This window comes from Prauserella flavalba (genome assembly GCF_003202235.1).
Taxonomy (GTDB): Bacteria; Actinomycetota; Actinomycetes; order Mycobacteriales; family Pseudonocardiaceae; genus Prauserella_A; species Prauserella_A flavalba.
In genome coordinates this window covers 539,786-555,774 of record NZ_MASU01000013.1, presented here as the reverse complement: position 1 = coordinate 555,774, position 15,989 = coordinate 539,786, and the positions used below count along the sequence as shown (strand labels likewise).

At 69.5% G+C, this 15,989-nt stretch carries 11 protein-coding genes and 1 tRNA gene; 3 read left to right on the top strand and 9 right to left on the bottom strand.

Annotation, left to right across the window (positions count from 1 at the left end):
• Positions 1-302: 302 nt before the first annotated feature.
• Positions 303-1,778 carry an MFS transporter gene (locus BA062_RS29900; RefSeq protein WP_110342410.1) on the bottom strand — a complete coding sequence of 492 codons (1,476 nt, stop codon included), beginning with the start codon at positions 1,776-1,778 and terminating at the stop codon, positions 303-305.
• Between the two features lie 57 nt (positions 1,779-1,835).
• Positions 1,836-5,414: a DNA polymerase III subunit alpha gene (gene dnaE, locus BA062_RS29895; RefSeq protein WP_110342409.1), complete on the bottom strand. Its 3,579-nt coding sequence runs from the start codon at positions 5,412-5,414 to the stop codon at positions 1,836-1,838.
• Positions 5,415-5,886: 472 nt separating this feature from the next.
• Between dnaE and BA062_RS29890 the strand changes: the two genes are divergently transcribed.
• Entirely contained in the window at positions 5,887-6,633 is a 747-nt protein-coding gene (locus BA062_RS29890; RefSeq protein WP_110342408.1) for a PP2C family protein-serine/threonine phosphatase, read from the top strand.
• A 74-nt stretch (positions 6,634-6,707) separates the two neighbouring features.
• Here BA062_RS29890 and BA062_RS29885 read toward each other — a convergent pair whose 3' ends face one another.
• Positions 6,708-7,280 (bottom strand): DUF4383 domain-containing protein, encoded by a 573-nt coding sequence (locus BA062_RS29885; RefSeq protein ID WP_110342407.1) that lies wholly within the window; start codon positions 7,278-7,280, stop codon positions 6,708-6,710.
• A gap of 107 nt (positions 7,281-7,387) precedes the next feature.
• Here BA062_RS29885 and BA062_RS29880 point away from each other — a divergent pair, with 107 nt between their 5' ends.
• Entirely contained in the window at positions 7,388-7,912 is a 525-nt protein-coding gene (locus BA062_RS29880) for a 2'-5' RNA ligase family protein (RefSeq protein WP_110342406.1), read from the top strand.
• Between the two features lie 40 nt (positions 7,913-7,952).
• On the opposite strand, the gene BA062_RS29875 is transcribed toward BA062_RS29880, so the two are convergent.
• From BA062_RS29875 to BA062_RS29850, 6 genes are all read right to left on the bottom strand, one after another.
• The gene (locus BA062_RS29875; protein ID WP_110342405.1) at positions 7,953-9,059 is read right to left on the bottom strand and encodes a sulfite oxidase; all 1,107 of its coding nucleotides are present in this window, start codon (positions 9,057-9,059) and stop codon (positions 7,953-7,955) included.
• Between the two features lie 39 nt (positions 9,060-9,098).
• Positions 9,099-9,986 carry a neutral zinc metallopeptidase gene (locus tag BA062_RS29870; protein WP_110342404.1) on the bottom strand — a complete coding sequence of 296 codons (888 nt, stop codon included), beginning with the start codon at positions 9,984-9,986 and terminating at the stop codon, positions 9,099-9,101.
• A gap of 195 nt (positions 9,987-10,181) precedes the next feature.
• Positions 10,182-11,567 (bottom strand): alkaline phosphatase PhoX, encoded by a 1,386-nt coding sequence (locus BA062_RS29865; protein ID WP_146240103.1) that lies wholly within the window; start codon positions 11,565-11,567, stop codon positions 10,182-10,184.
• 107 nt (positions 11,568-11,674) lie between these two features.
• Positions 11,675-11,746: transfer RNA gene (locus BA062_RS29860), tRNA-Val, on the bottom strand.
• A 34-nt stretch (positions 11,747-11,780) separates the two neighbouring features.
• Positions 11,781-12,242: a peroxiredoxin gene (locus BA062_RS29855; protein WP_110342402.1), complete on the bottom strand. Its 462-nt coding sequence runs from the start codon at positions 12,240-12,242 to the stop codon at positions 11,781-11,783.
• 102 nt (positions 12,243-12,344) lie between these two features.
• Entirely contained in the window at positions 12,345-12,770 is a 426-nt protein-coding gene (locus BA062_RS29850; protein ID WP_110342401.1) for a DUF3052 domain-containing protein, read from the bottom strand.
• 393 nt (positions 12,771-13,163) lie between these two features.
• Between BA062_RS29850 and aceE the strand changes: the two genes are divergently transcribed.
• Positions 13,164-15,983: a pyruvate dehydrogenase (acetyl-transferring), homodimeric type gene (aceE, locus tag BA062_RS29845; protein ID WP_110342400.1), complete on the top strand. Its 2,820-nt coding sequence runs from the start codon at positions 13,164-13,166 to the stop codon at positions 15,981-15,983.
• Positions 15,984-15,989 lie beyond the last annotated feature (6 nt).

Genomic DNA, 15,989 nt, shown 5'->3' with positions numbered 1-15,989 from the left:
CGGCCGTGCGGCGCGAGCGCAGTCCCGGGCGGGCCCCGGCCCCTACCATCCAGGGCCCACCCGGGCGGTGCCTTCGTACTCGCCAACGGTCCCCCGCGGCCGTCGGTCAGCGTGGTCGATGAGGGTGACGCTGAGTGTTCGAGTCACGCATTCTCGAACGGCCCAGCGTTCTTACTCGGTTTGCGGTCCCATCCCCGGGTCATCCACCGATTTGCCACGCTAGGTAGCCGAAACCCTCATGGAAGGCACAGGTAAACGTCTACCCGGTTGCTCTCCGTAACACCAGATCGCGCGCGACAACGTCACTCCAATGGACCAGCGTTCGTCACGCTGGGTGCCTTTTCGGATAGGCGACGGTGAGGATGCCGCCGGGCGTCCACGATCGCGAGCAGGAGCGCGGCGGCCGTGAACGCTACCGAGCACGCCATCGCGTAGCCGAGCGCCGCCGGGTAACTCTCCCCCGCGCCGGTGATGCCCGCGTGGTAGACCGAGCCCAGCACGGCGACGCCGAGCGCGGTGCCGAGCCGCTGTCCGGTCTGCAGTGCGCCGCCCGCGACACCCGCCATGCGAGTCGGCACGCGGTCGAGCGTGAGCGTGGTGTTGGGCGAAATCACCATGCCGCCGCCCAGCCCGGCCACGAGCAGCGGAACGGCCACCGCGTAGCCGATCGCCTCCTCCGCCACGAGTGGCACGAGCACCGCGACGGTGACGAGGCCGGCCGCGACGAGGCTCAGCCCGGTGACCGTGAGCCATCTGCCCCGCTTCGGCACGAGCCTGCCCGCGATCGCGGCCGAGACCGCGGAGCCGAGCGCGAACGGCGTGACCAGCAGCCCGGACTCCAGTGGCGAGTAGCCGAGGCCCTGCTGGAAGAACATGGCGAACACCAGCCACATGCCGGCGAAGCCGCAGAAGTACGTGGCGCCGATGGCCGCGCCGATCGCGTAGCCCGGCGTCTCGGTGTAGAGCCGTGGGTCCAGCAGCGGCGCGCGGTCGTCGCGCACCAGCCGCCGCTCCCACCTCACGAACAGGTAGCCGAGCACGACGGCGAGCGGGAACAGCCACCACAGGCGGGCGATGCCGCCCTGCTCCGACTGGACGAGCGGGAGCAGGACGCCCAGCACGGCGAGCCCGAGCAGCACCATGCCGGTGACGTCGAGCCGGGAGCGCAGGGGCGTGTCGGAGCGGGGTGCCTTCGGCAGCAGCCGGGTGGCGAGGACGAGCGCGACGAGCCCGATCGGCACGTTGACGTAGAAGACCCACCGCCAGCCCGTCTCGGGCCCGAACGCGGCGATGATCAGCCCGCCCAGCACGGGTCCCACGGCGGTCGAGATGCCCACCGTGGCGCCGAACATGCCGAACGCCCTCCCCCGCTCGGCGCCGCGGAAGAGCTCCTGGATCAGTCCGCTGTTCTGCGGTGTGAGCATCCCGGCCGCGACGCCCTGCAACAGGCGTGCGGCGACGAGCATCTCCTCGTTGACGCTCGCGCCCGCGAGCGCGCTGGTGGCGATGAACGCCGACAGGGCGATGAGGAACATCCGGCGCCTGCCGAGCGCGTCGCCGAGCCGACCGCCGGCGACAAGCACCAGGCCGAACGCGAGCGCGTAACCCGACACCACCCACTGCGCGCCCGCGACCGACGCGCCGAGCCCGCTCTGGATCGACGGCAGCGCGACGTTGACGATGCTGACGTCGAGCAGGGACATGAACCCCGCGGTGAGGGTGACGGCGAACGCCCGCCAGCGGCGCGGATCGGGCTCGTTGCTCTCGACCGGGCTCACCCCGACCACGTTATGACCACTCCCCCGGCCCGGCCGCGTGGGCCGGGGGCGGCGGCATCAGGAGCTCGCCGTGATGCCGGGGATGCCCTTGAGCTCGCCCATCAGCATCGAGCTGATCTTCACCGGGTAGTCGTAGAGCGCGAACACGGTCTCGCGCTGCTTGCCCATCAGCTTGAGGCGCACGGGCGTGTCGCCGCGGTGGGCCTGCAGCGTCTGCTTGAGCTCGGTGACCACGCTCTGGTTGAGCTTCTCCGCCGAGGCCAGCAGCATCAGCGGCGGTTCCTCGTCGCCGGGGCCGATGTCGGAGAGGTCGAGCGGGATCAGCCCGCCGCCGAAGACCGACATCTTGTCCTCGCGCCAGTTCACCCGGCCCTTGACCACCACCGCGTTGTCCTCCACCAGATCGGCGGCGAACAGCGCGTAGGACTTCGGGAAGAACAACACCTCCAGCGAGGCGTCCATGTCCTCCACCGTGCAGATCGCCCAGGGCTCACCCTTCTTGTTCACCCGCCGCTCCAGCGACGTGATCAACCCGGCGATCTCGATCTCACCCTCCTTGGGCGGATCCGCCAGGATCGCCGCGATCGGCCGCTTGGCGTGCTTGCGCAACACCCGCTCCGCCCCGTCCAGCGGATGCGCCGACACATACAGCCCCAGCATCTCCCGCTCGTAGCCCAGCAGCTGCTTGCGCGGGTACTCCTCATCCTCGAACTTCAGATGCGCCAACGGCGACGACGCCGCCACCGGCACCGTGTCATCCCCACCGCCGAACAGGTCGAACTGGCCCATCGCCTCCTGCCGCTTGAGCGGCACCACCGCCTCGACCGCGTCCTCGTGCAACCGCACCATCGACAACCGCGTGTTGCCCAGCGAGTCGAACCCACCCGCCTTGATCAGCGACTCCAGCACCCGCTTGTTGCACACCACCAGCTCCGACTTGTCCAGGAAGTCGGTGAAACTGGAGTACTTGCCCTTCTCCTCGCGGGTCTTGATGATCGACTCCACCACGTTGGCGCCCACGTTGCGCACCGCACCCAGCCCGAACCGGATGTCGTCCCCGACCGCGGCGAACCGCAGCCCCGACTCGTTCACATCCGGCGGCAGCACCTTGATCCCCAGCCGGCGGCACTCCGACAGATACACCGCCGACTTGTCCTTGTTGTCCCCCACCGACGTCAGCAACGCCGCCATGTACTCCGCCGGATAGTTCGCCTTGAGGTACGCGGTCCAGTACGCGATCAGGCCGTAGGCGGCGGCGTGGCTCTTGTTGAACGCGTACCCGGCGAACGGGAGGATCGTGTCCCACAGGGCCTGGATCGCCTCGTCGGAGAACCCCCCGGGCACGATCTCGCTGGCCTTCATGCCGGCGTGGAAGCCCTCGAACTCCTTTTCGAGGACCTCCTTCTTCTTCTTGCCCATCGCGCGGCGCAGCACGTCCGCGCGGCCCATCGAGTACCCGGCGACCTTCTGCGCGATCTGCATGATCTGCTCCTGATAGACGATCAGGCCGTAGGTCTCGGCCAGGATCTCCTTCAGGGGCTCTTCCAGCTGCGGATGGATGGGCTTGATCTGCTGCCGGTTGTTCTTGCGGTCGGCGTAGTCGTTGTGGGCGTTCATGCCCATCGGGCCGGGGCGGTACAGCGCGAGGACGGCGACGATGTCCTCGAAGCCGGTGGGCTGCATGCGGCGCAGCAGGTCGCGCATGGCGCCACCGTCGAGCTGGAACACACCGAGCGTGTCGCCCCGGCCCAGCAGCTTGTACGCCTCGGCGTCGTCGAGCCCGAGGCGGTCGAGGTCGATCTCCTCGCCCCGGTTGGCCTTGATGTTGTCGAGCGCGTCGCCGATGACGGTGAGGTTGCGCAGCCCGAGGAAGTCCATCTTCAACAGGCCGATGGCCTCGCAGGACGGGTAGTCCCAGCCCGTGATGATCGAACCGTCGTCGCGCTGCCACAGCGGGATCGCGTTGGCCAGCGGCTCACTGGACATGATGACCGCGCAGGCGTGCACGCCCGCGTTGCGGATCAGGCCCTCCAGGCCACGGGCGGTGTTGAAGATCGTCGAGACCTCTTCGTCGGTCTCGATCAGCGTGCGTACCTCGGCGGCCTCGCCATAGCGCTCGTGCTGGGGGTCGACGATCCCGGAGAGCGGGATGTCCTTGGCCATGATCGGCGGCGGCAGCGCCTTGGAGATCTTGTCCGCGATCGAGTAGCCCGGCTGGCCGTAGTGCACGCGCGCCGAGTCCTTGATCGCGGCCTTGGTCTTAATCGTGCCGAAGGTGATCACCTGGGCGACCTTGTCGGCGCCGTACTTCTCCGTCGCGTAGCGGATCATCTCGCCGCGGCGGCGGTCGTCGAAGTCGATGTCGATATCCGGCATCGAGGTGCGCTCGGGGTTGAGGAACCGCTCGAACAGCAGCTTCTGCGGGATCGGGTCCAGGTTGGTGATACCCAGCGCGTAGGCGACCAGCGCGCCCGCGGCCGACCCACGGCCGGGTCCCACCAGGATGCCCACGTCACGGGCGTGCTGGATGAGGTCGGCGACGATCAGGAAGTAGGCGGGGAAGCCCTTCTGCTCGATGACGTCGAGCTCGTACTTGCACCGCTCCTCGTAGCCGTCCGGGATGCCGTCCGGGAAGCGCCAGTGCAGGCCCTCCTGCACCTTGTGCCGCAGCCAGGAACCCTCGTCGTGCCCCTCCGGCACCGTGAAGACCGGCATGCGGTCCTTGTGGGTGTAGACGTCCTCGTACGACTCCACCCGCTCGGCGATCAGCAACGTGGAATCCGCAGCCCCCGGGACCTCCTTGTCCCAGTACTCGCGCATCTCCCGCGCCGACTTCAGGTAGTAACCATCACCGTCGAACTTGAACCGGTTCGGGTCGTTGAGCGTCTTACCCGACTGCACACACAGCAACGCCGAATGCGAATCCGCCTGATCCTTGGTCACATAGTGCGAGTCGTTGGTCGCCAGCGGCCGCAGATTCAACTGCCTGCCGATCTCCAGCAGCCCCTCCCGCACCGACCGCTCGATCGGCAACCCGTGATCCATCAACTCCAGGAAGAAGTTCTCCGCCCCGAAGATGTCCTTGTAATCCGACGCCGCCTGCAACGCCTCGGCCTTCTGCCCCAGCCGCAACCGCGTCTGCACCTCACCCGACGGACACCCCGTCGTGGCGATGATCCCCTCCGCGTTCTCCGCGATCAGCTCCCGGTCCATCCGCGGCTTGCGGTAATACCCCTGAATCGAGGCCAGCGACGACAACTTGAACAGATTCCGCAACCCCGCCGCGTTCGCCGCCAGCATCGTCATGTGCGTATACGCACCACCACCGGAGACGTCGCCACCCTCACCGAACTCGTCCGCACCCCGCTGACTCGACTGCCCCCAGAACACCGGCTTCTTGTGAAACCGCGACTCCGGCGCGATATACGCCTCGATCCCGATGATCGGCTTGATCCCGGCCTTCTTCGCCTGCTGGTAGAACTCATCCGCCCCGTACATGTTGCCGTGGTCGGTCATCCCCACCGCCGGCATCTCCAACCGAGACGCCTCCGCGAACAACGGAGCGATCTTCGCCGCACCATCGAGCATCGAATACTCGGTGTGCACATGCAGGTGGACGAAGGAATCGTTCGACACCAGCGAAAACCTCCCCTTGACGAGACCGTCAGACGCGCCGCGAACTCCAGGGCTCCACCCTAGACCGCACCCCCGACAGAACGGGGCAGGCGTGCCGGGCGAGCGGCCGATCGCATGGGCTAAGGGCCCGCTCGGGAGGCGGCCACCGCGGCGGAGCCCTTCACACCGCAGCGGAGCCCTTTCACGCAGTGAAGGCCACCTTCACTGCGTTCAACGCAGTGAAGGTGGCCTTCACTGCGGGCGGCGGGCGGCCCGCTCGGCGCGAGCACGCCGAGCGCGGAGCTCACCACGCTGCTGAGCGAGAACGGAGCCCGCTACCGCTGGGCCGCGGCGCCAGCGGCTCGGGCAGCGACGCCGCGCCCCGCATCGCGGAGTGGGTGGCACAACCTTCGAGCCCACGACCGTGTCGGGTACGACCGTTTACGACCTATCGGACTTCATCAACTGAGGCGGCCAGTGGTTCACTGCTCGCATGACACGTGACGAGGCGCTCGGGCTCAGCTACGCCGTGGGCTCGGACGTCGGCCGACGGCGCAGCGCGAACGAGGACTCCGCCTACGCGACCCCGCGCCTGCTCGCCGTCGCGGACGGGATGGGCGGCCACGCCGCGGGTGAGGTGGCCAGCGCGATCGCGATCGAGGCGATGGCCGAGCTCGACAACCGGCTGACGGAGGCGGAGCAGGAACCCTCCGATCTTCTGGAGGCGCTGGCCGAGGGCGTGGCCGTGGCCTCCGCCCGGCTCAACGAGCGCGTGGCGGACGACCCCGAGCTGGAGGGCATGGGGACCACGTTGACCGCGATGCTGTGGGACGGCACCACGTTCGGCCTGGCCCACATCGGCGACTCGCGCGGTTACCAGCTCAGGGCGGGCGAGCTGAGCCAGCTGACGCGCGATCACACGATGGTCCAGTCCCTTGTCGACGAGGGCAAGATGCCGCCGGAGCTCGCGGCCCGGCACCCCGGCCGCTCGGTGCTGATCAGGGCGCTCATGGCGGGTTCGCCCGCCGAACCGGACCTCTCGACGCACACGGCGCAGCCCGGTGACCGGTACCTGCTGTGCTCGGACGGGCTCACGGACGTCACGACACCGGAGGAGATCCTCGAGGTGCTGTCGTCGGCCGGCACCCCGGAGGACGCCGTCGGCAGGCTCATCGACATCGCCAACGAGGGCGGCGGCCCCGACAACATCACGTGCGTGGTCGCCTACGTCGACTGCTGACGCGAACGTCCCCCAAGGGCACTTTGGTTGCGTTCAACGCGACCAAAGTGCCTTGGGGACACTCGGGCTCCGCCTCAGGTGTGGGCGCCCCGGCGCCAGAGGCGGCGGTGCTGACGGCGCCGCGGGTCCGTGGTCGCGGCGGGGTCCTCGCCCATCGCCGTCGCCCCGCCCGCGGCCGGGCCCACCGGCTCCTCGGGCGCCACGACCTTCTTGCGGGCCGGCATGATCGCGATCAGCAGGCCGACGAGCGCGCTGCCGAGGTGGAGCCAGTTGTCGGCGGTGTTGAGGGCGAGCGGGTTGCCGAGACCCGACACGGGGTTGCTGGAGAAGACGCCCGTGATCGCGAGGCCCCAGACGAACACCACGCCGTAGCCGATGAACAACAGCCACCCGAACGTGCGTGCCAACCCCGAGTTGAGCGCCATGAGCAGGCCCAGCACGCCGATGACGACGTGGACGACGTTGTGCAGCGGGTTGATCGAGAAGACCCACAGCGTGCTGTGCTCGGCGTCCGTGAACCCGCCGAAGCCGGTGAGCACAAACCCGATGATCCCGATCACCAGGTAGGCCAGGCCCACGATTCCGGCCAGCACCTGCACCGGCTGCACACCGGCGACACCGACCCGGGCATCCGTGCGAGGATCCATGATCGACTCCTGATTCCTGTGACGGACGTCACTCAGCGTAAGGAGTACCCGTCAGTACGAGCCGCGAAACCGGGGCAGGCTCCCACGGTGGGGCTACGGTCGAGCGCGTGGCTCTGGCGGTGTGCGTGCTGTTCGACGGCCGGTCCGAGCGCGCGCTGCGCAAGCTCTGGCTGCGCATCGAGGAGCTCGGCGTCCCCACGCTCGCCTCGCACACCCACGGCAGGCATCACCCGCACTTGTCCTATGTCGTGCTGCTGGACTGGGACCTCGTCGCCGTGCGCGCGGCCGTGGAGACCCTGCCCGACCACGGGCCGTTCGAGCTGTCCTTCGACGCGGTCGCGACGTTCCGGCGTGGCCGGGTCTCGCTGGTTCCGGCCGTGCCCGCCGATCTCGTGTCGCGCCAGCAGGCCGTGGTGGAGGCTGTGCGTGGCACCGGCGCGCTCGTGCACAAGCACTACGAGACCGGCCGGTGGCTGCCACATTCGTCACTCGCGACGCGAGCGCAGACCGAGCGCCTGCCCCAGGTCGCCTCGGCGGTGTACGACGTGCTGCCGCTGACGGTCCGCGCCACGCGGGCCGCGCTGATCGACAGCTCGACGGGCGAGGCGTGGCCGTTGCGGAACGTGCCGTGAGCGCCCGAGGCTCCACCCTGCAGCGCCTCCACTGCGGGAGCTAAGCCAGGCAGGTGACGGGTACGCGGTGCACGGCGTTGTTCACGTAACCGCCCCGGTTCCACGGCTCCCGGTGGGGCTGCGTGTTGCCGTCGGCGTCCGTGGCCCGCACCGCGAGCGTGTACGTGCCCGGCTCGGCGTGCCACGGCGCGGTGAACCGCCGCCACGCCCACCGGTGTCCCGTCGGCGGCTCCAGGTTCGCCTGCGACCACGTCGCGCCGCCGTCGGTGCTCACCTCGACACGCTCCAGCGGAGCCAGCCCCGACCAGGCGCGGCCCGTGAGCTCTACCGGCCCTGGCCGCACGATCCGGTGCCGCGTCTGGAAGTCCGGGAAGCCGGGCGGCACCAGCAGCGACCTCGGCACGATGCGCGTCACCGGCTCGCCCTCCTCGCCGCTGGCGTGTTTGACGCGGTAGGCCACGGTGTTCTGGTAGCCCGTGTACGGGGTCTCGGTGACGTCGATCGAGGTCAGCCACTTCACGTGGGCCATCCCGTACCAGCCGGGCACCACGAGCCGTAGCGGGAAACCGTGCTGCGGCGGCAGCGGAAGCCCGTTCATCTCGTAGGCGAGCAGCACGTCGTCGCCGAGTGCCTCCGCGAGCGGGAGCCCGCGCCGGTAGTCCTGCTCGATGCCGCGCTCCACCCCGTGGTCGGCGCCGGTGAACACCACGTCGACCGTGACCTCGCCGAGCCCGGCCTCCGCGAGCACGTCGCGCAGCGGCACCCCCGTCCACTCGGCGGTGCCGACGGCCTCGACCAGCCACGGCTGGCTGATCGGCCGAGGCAGCAGCGACGCGCGGCCGTTGCCCGCGCACTCCATCGTCACCCGCACCGTCCGCGACGGCCGGGCTCTCAGGTCGGCCAGCGACAACGACAGGGGCGTGCCGGAGTGCCCGTTGACGGTCAGCCGCCACGTCCGCGCGTCGATCACCGGGATGTCGAAGTGGATCAGCAGGTAGTGCAGACCGTGTGGGGTGAGATCGTGGTGCAGCGCCTCCAGCGGCATCCCGTGGTTGCGCGCGGCGAGTGCGAGCTCGTCCATCGTGATCTGTTCGCCCTCGCCGGCGAGCCTGCCGGGGAGGCTGAGGTCGGAGAGCCGCGTGTCCATGGGGCCAGGATCCTCGGCGAGGCCGCCCGGCGCGAGGGTCTAACGGACCTCGGCTGGGGCCACGTTCCACGTGTCGCACGTGGCGACGGTGCCGCCGGCGAACCCGGCCCTGGCCCAGCGCAGCTGGGTCTCGTTGTCGCCGTGGGTGTCGCTGTCGACCCAGTTGCGGAAGTCCTCCACCGCGGCCTCGGCGTCGGCGGCGCTGATCGAGCCCCGGCCCGCCGCGCTCGCGAGGAACAGCCCGGCGAAGCAGTTCGCCTGCAGTTCGACCCTGCGATGCAGCTCGTGGTCCTGCGGGCTGCCAGGGGCGTAGGCGTCGAGCTCGCGGTTGGCCATGCCGAGGATGCCGCTCAGCTGCTGGACGTGGTGCCCGTACTCGTGGGCCAGCGTCGCCAGGTGCGCCTCGGTGGTGACGCCGAGCGAGTCGAGCACCCGTCCGTACGGCAGGTAGATCGTCCCGTCGAGGTCGCAGTAGAGGCCGGTGGCCTCCGCGGCGGGCGGGAGCGCGCCGCACCGGGTCGAGGGCTCGTCGATCAACGTCACCCTGACCGGGGCGAACCTCGCGCCGACGCGGTCGAGCACGGGCCGCCACGCGGCATCGAGACACCGGAGCCCGGCGTGGTAGTACGCCCGCAGCCTCGGCAGCTCACCGCTGAAGGCGGGCAGTTCGCACGCCACCGGCGTGAGCACGGCCCTGGACGTGAGCAGCGGGTTGTCGCGCACGCCGAGAGCGGCGGCGCCGTCGCGGGGAGCCCGCGGAGCCTGGTCGGCCGCGCGCACCGTGCCGCCGGAGCCGCCGTGCAGGCCGGCGACGACGAATACCAGCACCCCGGCGAGCACGGCGCACACCACGACCGGCAGCGCCCGGCGCCAGCGCGGCGGACGTGCCCTCGGGGGCTCCTCTCCCGGCCCGGGGTGGTCCCACATCGATGCCGGCAGATCCTCGATGAGTGGCCGCGCTGCGGCGCGATCCTCGGTGAGCCGCCCGGAATCGTCACCAGCAACGCCCACGACAGACCTCTGCTCGGTATCCGACAACCTGGAAAGAGAATAATCGCCGGAGAAGGCGACCAAGGCCACGAAACGTTGCCGTAACGTGATCTTGGCCGCCTCGGTCAGGCGCTACAGGGAGCCGCGCCGCCAGGGTCCGGTGATCGCGAAGGTGATGCCCGGCGTCTGCGCGTTCACGAAGAGCCAGTTGCCCCGCTTCGGTTCGAACGTGGAGCCGCACCACTCCGACCCCGAGTAGTCGCCGGGCGCCACCTTCTTGCCCGGCACCCCGCCCTCGGGGATCACGACACGGTTGAGGGCGAACGGGAATATCTCGCCATCGGTGGTGAGACCGTGCAGGTACTCACCCTCGCTGCCGTCCTCGCACAGCACGATGCCGCCGCGCGGGCTGACGCAGATGTTGTCGGGGTTGTTCAGCACCGTCGCGTCGGGCGACGCGAACAGCACGCGCATGCGCTCGGTCCTCGGGTCGTACTCGAAGACCTGGCCCTGCCCCTTCGGCCCGCCGCTGGTGGAGACGATGTAGACGCGGTCGTTACCCCACCACGCGCCCTCCAGCCTGCGGAACACGGCCGCGCCGAGCGCGGCGCCCTGCTCGGCGGGCCGGGTCTCGCCCGGTGCGTAGTCGGGGTTGGGCACGGTGACCCACGACGTCCGGTACCGCGTGCCCGTGCCGTCGGTGTAGGTGGAGTACGAGCTGCCCTCCGGGGTCTCCACGACGAGCATCTGCAGCGTTCCGCCAGCCTCAAGCTTCCCGCGCTTGCGCGGCAGGTACCGGTAGAAGCCGGAGGGGGTGGCGTCCTCGGTGAGGTAGACGATGCCGGTGCCGGGGTCCACGGCGACGGCCTCGTGGCTGAACCGGCCCATGCCCTTCAGCGGCGACGGGTCGCCCTTGCGGTCGAAGGGCACCTCGAAGACGTAGCCGTGTCGCGTGCCGTCCGGACCGATCTCGGTGGTCTCCTCGCACGTCAGCCAGGTGCCCCACGGCGTGGGACCGCCGGCGCAGTTGCGGATGGTGCCGGACAGGCTCGCCCACGACTCCGTGAACTCGCCCTTCTCGGGATCGAACACGAGGTTGGTGGTGCCGCCCGTCGCGGCGGGGTCGTAGGCGGGTTCGGTGAACGCACCGGTGTAGCCGCCCTGCTCGTGGTTGCGGACGAGTGCGATCCTGCCGTCGCGGCGCGTGAAGGCCGCCATCCCGTCGTGCATGCCTGGCGTCGGCGTGCCGTCGGACATGACGTCACCGGTCCAGCCGTAGCTGAGGTACTCGAAGCCCCTCGGCAGGGCCAGCAGGGGCAGCCCGGTCGTCTGGTCCCTGACCGGGGACAGCGGGCCGTAGTCGGGGCTGGATTGACGCTTGGTCAGCGGGGCCGCACCGGCGGTGCGGGCGCTGAGCGCTTCGAGTGGGCCGAGTGCGGCGAGCGTGGCTGTGGCGGCCACGCCCGCGCGGAAGAAGCCTCGCCGGTCGAGGCCACCGGTGGGGGCGGTGTCAGTCACGGATTTCCTCCCGTCGTGGGGAACGGGAGGGACGCTAACCAGCGAAAACGTCACTTCTGCCCGATTCGGGCGGAACGCCTGACGAAGGCTCGGTGAACCTTTGAGGGTGGGCGCAGCAGGGTTCGAACCTGCGACCCCCTGCTTGTAAGGCAGGTGCTCTTCCGCTGAGCTATGCGCCCTGGTGGCGGCACCGTGCGGTGCCGCCGGGGTGGATCAGCCGAGCTCCGCGACGGCCTTCTTCCACGCCTGCTGGTCGCGGGCCTCGCCGGGCTGGTTGACCTCGGCGAAGCGGACGACGCCCTCCTTGTCGATCAGGAAGGTGCCGCGCACGGCCAGGCCGGCCTTGTCGTTGAAGACGCCGTATGCCTTGGCGACCTCACCGTGCGGCCAGAAGTCCGACAGCAGCGGGAACTGGTAGCCCTGCTGCTCGGCCCACGCCTTGAGCGAGAACGGGGTGTCGACCGAGACACCGAGGATCTGGACGCCCTCGTTGTCGTACTCGGCGAACTCGTCCCTGAGCTGGCACAGCTCGCCCTGGCAGATCCCGCTGAACGCGAACGGGTAGAAGACAAGCAGCACCGGCTTGTCCCCCCGGAACGACGACAGCGTGACTTCCTGCTTGTTGTAGTCGTTGAGCGTGAAGTCCGGGGCTTGCGAACCGACCTCGACCGCCATAGCGAGTATTTCCTCTCCCGTAGGTCGTCCGGCCTATGAAAACCGCGTGTGCCGGACAACCCTATCGCGGTGGGCGGGCCGCCACATGGGCCAGTCTCGTGCCTACCGGCGTGATTTCGACCTCGGTACCAGGCGCGTCGCGGCCCAGGCCTCACCGAGGCTCAGGTTCGACGTCTGCGACAGCCCCACGGTCGGCACGGCCTCCGCGATCTCGCTCGGTTCCACGTGACCGGGCTGGCCGGTCTTCGGAGTCAGGACCCAGATGACGCCGTTCTCGTCGAGCGGTGCCCTCGCGTCGACGAGCGCGTCGCCGAGGTCACCGTCGCCGTCGCGCCACCACAGCAGCACCACGTCGATGACCTCGTCCGCATCCTCGTCGAGCAGGTCAGCACCGGTGTGCTCCTCGATGGCCGCCCGGACGTCTTCGTCGACGTCCTCGTCCCAGCCGACCTCCTGGACCACCATGTCCGGCTTGATCCCAAGCCTCTCGGCGACGCTGTGCTGATCAGCGTCTCCCGCGGCGACCACGACCTCACTCCTCCAACTACAACTGGGTACGGGGCGTCACCCGGATTCGCCGACGACCCGCACGCTTCGTACACGGATGGGCTTAGCGAACACTGGCGCGGCGCACGGCGCAACCGTCCACACCGGATCGCAGGCAACTCGTGTCCAGCAGGCTACGGGCGGAGCGCCCGGGACGCGAGGCGAAAAGGGGGTATTCGCACCGCCGCGGCGTCCCCCTTCCGAGGGCTCTCAACTAGGGTGGGAGAGAAGCTCCACCTGGGGCTTCAGCAGGCCAAACACCGCGCAGCACGCATGCCGAACGTTACCGCACAGTAACGGTGACGTAAGCCGCGAATGCGACGACGATGGGCTGGAAGAAGCACACAACGAAGCGACAAACGGCGAGGAGATCCCTTGGCCCCCCAGAACGACAAGGCCGGGCAAGGCGCCACCACCGGCGCACCCGGTCAGGGAGCCCCGGCGCGCGTCCGCGTCATCCGTGACGGACTGGCGGCGCACCTACCGGACATCGACCCCGAGGAGACGGCCGAATGGCTCGACTCCTTCGACGCGGCACTGGCGAGGGGTGGCCAGCAGCGCGCGAGGTACCTGATGTTGCGCGTGCTGGAACGCGCCCGGGAACGCAACGTGGGCGTGCCGCCACTCACCGCGACGGACTACGTCAACACGATTCCCACGGAAAACGAACCGTGGTTCCCCGGTGACGAGGAGATCGAGCGGCGCTACCGCGCCTACATCCGGTGGAACGCGGCGATCATGGTGCACCGCGCACAGCGTCCCGGTGTCGGGGTCGGAGGGCACATCTCCACCTACGCCTCGTCGGCCGCGCTGTACGAGGTCGGCTTCAACCACTTCTTCCGTGGCAAGGACCACTCCGGCGGCGGCGACCAGATCTTCATCCAGGGCCACGCCTCCCCCGGCATCTACGCACGCGCGTTCCTCGAGGGCAGGCTGACCGCCGACCAGCTGGACGGCTTCCGCCAGGAGTACTCGCACGCGGGCGAGGGCGGCGGGCTGCCGTCGTACCCGCACCCGAGGCTCATGCAGGACTTCTGGGAGTTCCCCACGGTCTCGATGGGCATCGGCCCGATGAACGCCGTCTACCAGGCGCGGTTCAACCGCTACCTCAACGACCGCGGCATCAAGGACACGAGCGACCAGCACGTGTGGGCGTTCCTCGGCGACGGCGAGATGGACGAGCCGGAGTCGCGCGGGCTGATCCACGTCGCCGCGGGCGAGGGGCTGGACAACCTCACGTTCGTCATCAACTGCAACCTGCAGCGCCTCGACGGTCCCGTCCGGGGCAACGGCAAGATCATCCAGGAGCTCGAGGCCTACTTCCGTGGCGCGGGCTGGAACGTGATCAAGGTCATCTGGGGCCGCGAGTGGGACGCGCTGCTGCACGCCGACCGCGACGGCGCGCTCGTCAACCTGATGAACGTGACGCCGGACGGCGACTACCAGACCTACAAGGCCAACGACGGCGCCTACGTCCGCGAGCACTTCTTCGGCCGTGACCCGCGCACGAAGGACCTCGTCAAGGACCTTTCCGACGCCGACATCTGGAACCTCAAGCGCGGCGGCCACGACTACCGCAAGGTGTACGCCGCGTACAAGGCCGCGCTGGAGCACCACGGCCAGCCGACCGTGATCCTGGCCCACACCATCAAGGGCTACGGGCTCGGCCCTGCGTTCGAGGGCCGCAACGCCACGCACCAGATGAAGAAGCTCACGCTGGACGACCTCAAGCTGTTCCGCGACGCCCAGCGCATCCCGGTCAGCGACGAGCAGCTGGAGCAGGACCCGAAGCTGCCGCCGTACTACCACCCCGGCAAGGACTCCGAGGAGATCCAGTACATGCTGGGCCGCCGCAAGGCGCTCGGCGGGTACCTGCCGGAGCGGCGCGCGGCCAAGGCCAAGCCGCTGGTGCTGCCGGGCGACAAGGTGTACGAGGCCATTCGCAAGGGCTCTGGCAAGCAGGAGGTCGCCACCACGATGGCGTTCGTCCGGCTGGTCCGCGAACTGGCCAAGGACGCCGAGATCGGCAACCGCATCGTGCCGATCATCCCGGACGAGGCGCGCACGTTCGGCCTCGACTCGATGTTCCCGACGGCCAAGATCTACAACCCGCACGGGCAGACCTACACCTCGGTCGACGCGCAGCTGATGCTGGCCTACAAGGAGTCCGAGCAGGGCCAGCTGCTGCACGAGGGCATCAACGAGGCGGGCTCGACGGCGTCGTTCACGGCGGTCGGCACGTCGTACGCCACGCACGGCGAGCCGATGATCCCGATCTACATCTTCTACTCGATGTTCGGGTTCCAGCGCACCGGCGACGGCCTGTACGCGGCGGCCGACCAGATGGCCCGCGGTTTCGTCCTCGGCGCCACGGCGGGCCGCACGACGCTGACCGGTGAGGGCCTGCAGCACGCGGACGGGCACTCGATCCTGCTGTCGGCCACCAACCCGGCCGCGGTGACGTACGATCCCGCGTGGTCGTTCGAGATCGCGCACATCGTGCGGGACGGCCTTCGCCGCATGTACGGCGAGACCGGCCCCGACGGCAACGGCGAGAACGTCTTCTACTACCTCACCGTCTACAACGAGCCGTACCAGCAGCCGGCCGAGCCGGAGAACCTGGACGTCGACGGCCTGCTCAAGGGGCTCTACCGCTACGCGGAGGCACCCGAGGGCGACGGACCGGAGGCCCAGATCCTCGTCTCGGGCGTCACGATGCCGGACGCGCTCAAGGCGCAGAAGATGCTCCAGGAGGAGTGGGGCGTCCGTGCCGCGGTGTGGTCGGCGACGTCGTGGACGGAGCTGCGCCGTGAGGCCGTCGAGGTCGACCGTGACAACTTCCTGTACCCGGGCGACACCCCGCGCGAGCCGTACGTGACCTCCGCGCTGAAGGACTCGAACGGCCCCGTCGTGGCCGTGTCGGACTGGATGCGCGCCGTGCCGGACCTCATCCGGCCGTGGGTGCCGACCGACATGCTCACCCTGGGCACCGACGGGTTCGGCTTCTCCGACACCCGTCCCGCCGCGCGGCGGCACTTCCTCGTCGACGCGGAGTCGATCACGGTCGGCGTGCTGACGATGCTCGCCCGCCGTGGCGAGGTCGACCAGGCGAAGGTCGTCGAGGCGGCGGAGAAGTACCGGATCCACGACGTCGCAGCGGCAGGCCCGCAGACGTCGGACTCCGGCGTCGCCTGAGCCGTA